The 5,292-nt window shown below is 75.1% G+C and carries 6 protein-coding genes; 1 reads left to right on the top strand and 5 read right to left on the bottom strand.

The genetic code is table 11. The annotated features are described in order from the left end of the window. Window positions 1-281: 281 nt before the first annotated feature. The 5 genes from AC0CYZ_RS00540 to AC0CYZ_RS00520 form a co-directional block, all read right to left on the bottom strand. Window positions 282-1,289: an adenylate/guanylate cyclase domain-containing protein gene (locus tag AC0CYZ_RS00540; protein ID WP_472210986.1), complete on the bottom strand. Its 1,008-nt coding sequence runs from the start codon at window positions 1,287-1,289 to the stop codon at window positions 282-284. After that, window positions 1,286-1,732 (bottom strand): universal stress protein, encoded by a 447-nt coding sequence (locus AC0CYZ_RS00535; protein WP_472210983.1) that lies wholly within the window; start codon window positions 1,730-1,732, stop codon window positions 1,286-1,288. The genes AC0CYZ_RS00540 and AC0CYZ_RS00535 overlap by 4 nt, the downstream gene beginning before the upstream one ends. Before the next feature lie 113 nt (window positions 1,733-1,845). After that, entirely contained in the window at window positions 1,846-3,132 is a 1,287-nt protein-coding gene (locus AC0CYZ_RS00530; RefSeq protein ID WP_472210980.1) for a lycopene cyclase family protein, read from the bottom strand. Beyond that, on the bottom strand, window positions 3,099-3,500 hold the full coding sequence (locus tag AC0CYZ_RS00525; protein WP_472210977.1) for a hypothetical protein: 402 nt from the start codon (window positions 3,498-3,500) through the stop codon (window positions 3,099-3,101). The genes AC0CYZ_RS00530 and AC0CYZ_RS00525 overlap by 34 nt, the downstream gene beginning before the upstream one ends. Window positions 3,501-3,544: 44 nt before the next feature. Then, window positions 3,545-4,342, bottom strand: coding sequence for an SDR family oxidoreductase (locus AC0CYZ_RS00520; protein ID WP_472210975.1), 798 nt, complete (start codon window positions 4,340-4,342; stop codon window positions 3,545-3,547). Between the two features lie 203 nt (window positions 4,343-4,545). On the opposite strand from AC0CYZ_RS00520, the gene AC0CYZ_RS00515 reads away from it, so the two are divergent. Further along, the coding region (locus AC0CYZ_RS00515; RefSeq protein ID WP_472210972.1) for an ATP-binding cassette domain-containing protein at window positions 4,546-5,292 on the top strand (747 nt) is incomplete at its 3' end.

Here is a 5,292-nt window from a genome sequence, read left to right as displayed (position 1 = left end):
CTGCGGACAGATGCCAGAAAACCGGGTCCTGCGGACCCGGTTTTCTGCTGTGTGTGACGACCACGAGTGCTCGTCCGAGGGCGTCAGATCTCGACGTAGTCCTCATCGAGCGTGATCGACGAACACCTGCCGAAATCCGGGTCCTCGGGACCCGGATTTTCGGCACGCTCGGCAGCCTCGGTCGTCGGGGCGCGACGATGGGCACGTCAGGCATCTGCCGGGCCCCCAGGAGCGGCCTGGTGCGCTCCTGGTCATCCAGCGCCGAGCCATGAGCGCCGAGCTCACGACCGGCGGCGCACCACGTGCGGCTTGAGGTGCTTGTAGCCGCGCACGGCCAGCGGCGGGACCGTGCGGAGGTCGACGTCGAGTCCGCGCTCGCGGACGGCGTCCGTGAGTTCGTCGTCGAGCAGGACCGTCCCGGGCCGGGCGTGCGAGGTCAGCCGGCTCGCGATGTTGACCACGGGCCCGTAGACGTCGCCGTAGCGGGGGAGGACCTCGCCGTAGGCGAGGCCGATCCGCAGCGCGAGCCGGCCGTCGGCGTCGGGGACCTCGGCGTGCAGGTCGAACGCGATGTCCAACGCGGCCGCGACGTCGGAGCACACGAAGAGGACCTCGTCGCCGAGGGTCTTCACGATCCGGCCGCCGTGCTGCGACACGACGTCGGTGCTCACGCCCTCGAACCGCTCCAGCAGGGACCGCAGCTCGTCGGCGTCGACCGCCCGGGAGAGGGCGGTGAAGCCGACCACGTCCGCGAACCCGACCGTGGTGGCCTCGGTGCGGTCGGACCCGTCGTCGGAGTCGCCGGCCATCGAGCCCAGCATCCGGCCCGCCGTGACGATGAGGTGGCGCCGCCACGTGTAGGCCTGCAGCTTCTCGAGCAGCGGGACCAGCGTGCGCACGGAGTCGACGACGGCGTCGGGGTCGTCCACCGGGCCGCGCTCGGCGATCGTGCGCCGCAGCAGGTTCGCCTGCCACTCCGCGAGCCGGGCCATGCTCTGGCCGAGCGTGCGGGCGATCGCGAGCGCCTCGGCCTCGTCGAGCGACCCGTCGCCGAGGAGCTCCTGCACGAGCGCGAGCGCGTCCAGGTCGACCTGCGCGAACGCGGTGACGTCGTCGGGGATGCGGGGGAAGCCGAGCGCGCTCCACAGCCGCGCGGTCTGCTCCGGGCTGACCCCGGCGCGCTCCGCCACCTCCCCGCGCCGCAGGAAGCGCTCGCCGTCGAGCAGGAACTCCTCGACCTCGCGCCGCGCCTCGCCCCAGCGGGACGCGCTGTCGTCGCGCGGGCTCACGTGGTGTGGACGATGAGCACGTCCGTCGGCGCCTTCCGGGAGATGCCCTGCGGGACCGAGCCGAGCAGCCGGCCGGAGAGGCTGTTCAGACCCCGGTTGCCGATGACGAGCAGGTCGGCCTTGCGGTCGTTGACGACGTTCGTGACGGCCTCGATCGGGTCGCCCTCGACGGCGACCGTCTCGACCTCGCCCGCGCCCTTGGACGACGCGCGCTCCTTGGCGTCGCGCAGCGTCTCCTCGGCCGGGGTGGACCCGACGACGTGGTAGGCGGCGTCCTCCCCGAGCTGCTGCTCGGCCTGGCCGGTGTTCTTCGCCGGGTGGTAGGCACAGATGATCAGCAGGGTGGCCGAGGAGTCGGCCGCGACGGTGGCCGCGCGGTCGACCGCGCGGTAGGACGATTCCGAGCCGTCGGTGCCGACGGCGACGAGCTGGTAGGCGCCCATGGTGCGTGCTCCGATCTCGCGGTCTCCGGACGTGGGGAACGAACGTGTACCGGAGGTGGCGCATCGTAGCGCCCTGCGCCGAACGGACGCACGCGACCCTCCGGCCGCTCACGTCACGGGCGCTGCGCCTCACCCGGGCCGCACAGCGTTCCCGCGATCAGGTGCCCCCGCAGCCGGGGGGTCAGACGTGCGAAGACCGACATCATCGCCCGGACCGACTCGGCGACGTCGTCGTCCGAGCGGTCGGAGCCGCTCGTGCCGCAGGAGCCCAGGTAAGCGCGGCGCGGACGGGCCGGGAGCGAGAAGAAGCCCTCGAAGAACTCCGGGACCTCGGCGGGCGGCATGCGCAGGAGCACGTCGAGCCCGCGCCGCCGCATCCCGTGCACCACGCGCGCCCGCGTGCCCCCCACCGCGTCCCGGGCCCGGGCCACTCGACCGGCCGCGTCGACCGGCGCGTGATCGTCCGGTCGAGTGGCGAGAGCGTCGGCCAGGCGGGTGGCCGCCCGCAGCGAGCGCGCGACGGAGAACCCGGTGGCGGGGTGGACGAACGGGGCGGCGGCCCCGAGCGCGACGACGCCCGCGGGGGAGCGGTGGTCGGGGGTGTCGACGGGGAAGCGCACGTGCTCGACGCGCGCCGGGTCGTCGAGGGGGACCTCCGCGTCGTGCAGGCCGGCGGCCCGCAGGCGTCGGCGCAGGCGGTCGGCGAGCTCGGGCAGCGGCAGCCCGGGCCGGCGCGCCAGGGAGGTCTCCTCGAGCAGCACCCGGCCGCCGCCCAGCGGCACCGCGTAGAGGAACGTCGGCCAGCCCGGCAGGCCGTGCAGCGGTCGCCAGTCCATGAAGACCAGCCGCCCGCCGGTGACCCGGGCCGCCGTGCCCTCGTCGACGACGACGCCGACCGCGGTCTGCTCGGCGCGCCGCCCGGTGCGGCGGTGCGCGGTGAGCGCCTGCACGGCCCCGGTCGCGTCGGCGACGAGGCCCGCCGGGACCTCGGTCCCGTCGGCGAGCACCGCACCCTCCGGGCCGGCCGCGACCACCTTCCCGCGCAGCACCCGCACCCCGTCGTCGTACAGGGCCCGCTGCAGGGCTCCGGTGTCGAGGACCGCGTACTCGTCCTCGAGCCGGTGGGTCCGCGTCGCGATCGCCCACCCGACGTCGTGCGCGGCCACGACCTCGTCGGGCAGCGCGTCCGGCCCCGTGCCGCGCGGCAGCTCGTGGCACCACGTCCCGTAGGTCTGGCGCCAGGCGCGGTCGGGCCGCGGGTCGACGAGGACGACGTCGAGACCGCGCCGGGCGCAGGCGCGCGCAGCCGACCAGCCGGCGGGGCCGCCGCCGGCCACCAGCAGGTCGGCTCGGGTGCCGGCTGCGGTCAGCTCGGCCCGGTGCCCATCTCGCGGTCCCACGCGCGCAGCGTCTCGCGATCACGCTTCGCCCGCGCGTTCCAGTCGCGCATCGTCTGCGGGTAGCCGGTGACGGTCACGTCGTAGATCGGCACGGCGCACTTGCGGGCGAGGCGCGCCGCGGCCCGCGGGGTGCCGACGCGACGGCGGGTCCACTCGCCGTCGACGGCCACGGCGACGACCGTGGTGTCGGTCGCCGTGGTCTCCGGCTCGACGAAGAACTCCACCCCGCGCCGCGAGCGCGCGAACTGCCGCAGGTGCTCCAGGTCGGCCGGGCCGCCCTCGCGGTCGAGGACCTGCCGGCGGCCGTCGGCGCCGACCCCGGACGAGCCCGGGGGGCGCCCTCCGCGCATCCAGCTGAACAGGCCCATGGCGTCATTGTCCCCGATCCGGGGCGGGACCGGTGTGAAAGGACCTACGTGCTGCCGGTCGCGAGCGTGCCGCCGTCGATGCGGACCGTCTCCCCGGTGATCCAGGACGCGGCGTCGGTGCACAGGAAGCCGACGAGCGACGCGACGTCCGCGGGCACCCCGAGCCGGCGCATCGGGTAGCGGTCCGCGACGCCCTGCTCGTCGTGCTCGTAGAGCTGCGTGGCGAAGCGCGTCTTCACGATCGCCGGCGCGACCGCGTTGACCCGGATGTGGGGGCCCAGCTCGACGGCCAGCTCCTCGGTGAGACGGATCATCGCCGCCTTCGACGCGCCGTAGGCGGCGATCGCGTGGGTGGAGCGCAGTCCGGCCACCGAGGCGACGTTGACGACGCTGCCGCCGTGCTCGCCCATCCACGCCGCGTGCGCCTGCTGCAGGAAGCCCAGCGCGGCGACCACGTTGACCTCGAAGATCTTGGAGACCGCGGCCAGGTCGGTCGTCATGAGCGGCCCGGCGACCGGGTTGATGCCGGTGTTGTTCACCAGCACGTCGAGGCGCCCGAACCGCTCGACGATCTCCGCGACGGTGGCGGCGCGGGCCTCGGCATCGCCCGCGTTGCCGGGGCGGGCGAGGACCCGGTCGGGAGCCCCGAGGCCCTCCGCCGCGGCGGCGAGCTCGTCGGGCTTGCGGGCCGTGATCGTGACGCTCGCGCCGCGGGCCAGCAGGTCGGCCGCGATCGCGAGCCCGATGCCGCGACTCGCCCCGGTGACCAGGGCGACCTTGCCGTCGAGTCGGTCGCGGGACCCGCCGGGAGCGGGGGCGGCGGCATCCTCGGTGACGCTCATGACAGGCGACCCTAGCCACCCCGGCCCCGCGCGGCCGGGGAACGCCGGGGGGCCTCACCTACACTGGAGGTCCGGCGTGATGCCCGAGGTGCGGGCGTCGGTGCCTGCCGCCGCGGCCGTCGCGTCGCGGACCGGCGCCCGTCACGTCCGCCGGAACCGTCGCGGGAGACGCGACGCGACCCCCGACCGGGATGAGGCCCCCTGTGATCACCGCGTCCGAGCTCGAGCTGCGCGCCGGCTCCCGAGTGCTGCTCTCGGGGGTCACCCTCCGCGTGCAGCCGGGGGACCGCATCGGCCTCGTCGGACGCAACGGCGCGGGCAAGACGACGTCGCTGCGCGCCCTCGCCGGGGAGTCCGAGCCCTACGGCGGCACCATCCGCTCGACGGGGCCGGTCGGCTACCTGCCGCAGGACCCCCGCGAGGGCGACCTCTCGGTGCTCGCGAAGGACCGGGTCCTCTCCGCCCGCGGGCTCGACCAGATCCTGCGCGACATGGAGAAGGCCCAGACCGCGATGGCCGAGCTGGCCGACGACGCCGAGCGCGACAAGGCGGTCGCGCGCTACGGGCGGCTCGAGACGCGGTTCGCCGACCTCGGCGGGTACGCCGCCGAGAGCGAGGCCGGGCGGATCTGCTCCAACCTGGGCCTGCCCGACCGCGTGCTCGCCCAGCCCCTCGAGACCCTCTCCGGCGGGCAGCGGCGCCGCGTCGAGCTCGCCCGGATCCTCTTCGCCGCCTCGGGCGAGGGCGGCCACGCCGGGACCACGCTGCTGCTGGACGAGCCGACCAACCACCTCGACGCCGACTCGATCTCCTGGCTGCGGAGCTTCCTGCGGGGCCACGAGGGCGGCGTCGTGATTATCAGCCACGACACCGACCTGCTCGCCGACGTGGTGAACAAGGTGTGGTTCCTCGACGCGACCCGCGGCGAGCTCGACGTCTACAACATGACG

The sequence above is a fragment of the Actinomycetospora sp. genome (assembly GCF_055612215.1).
This window is presented reverse-complemented; position numbering and strand designations above follow the sequence as displayed.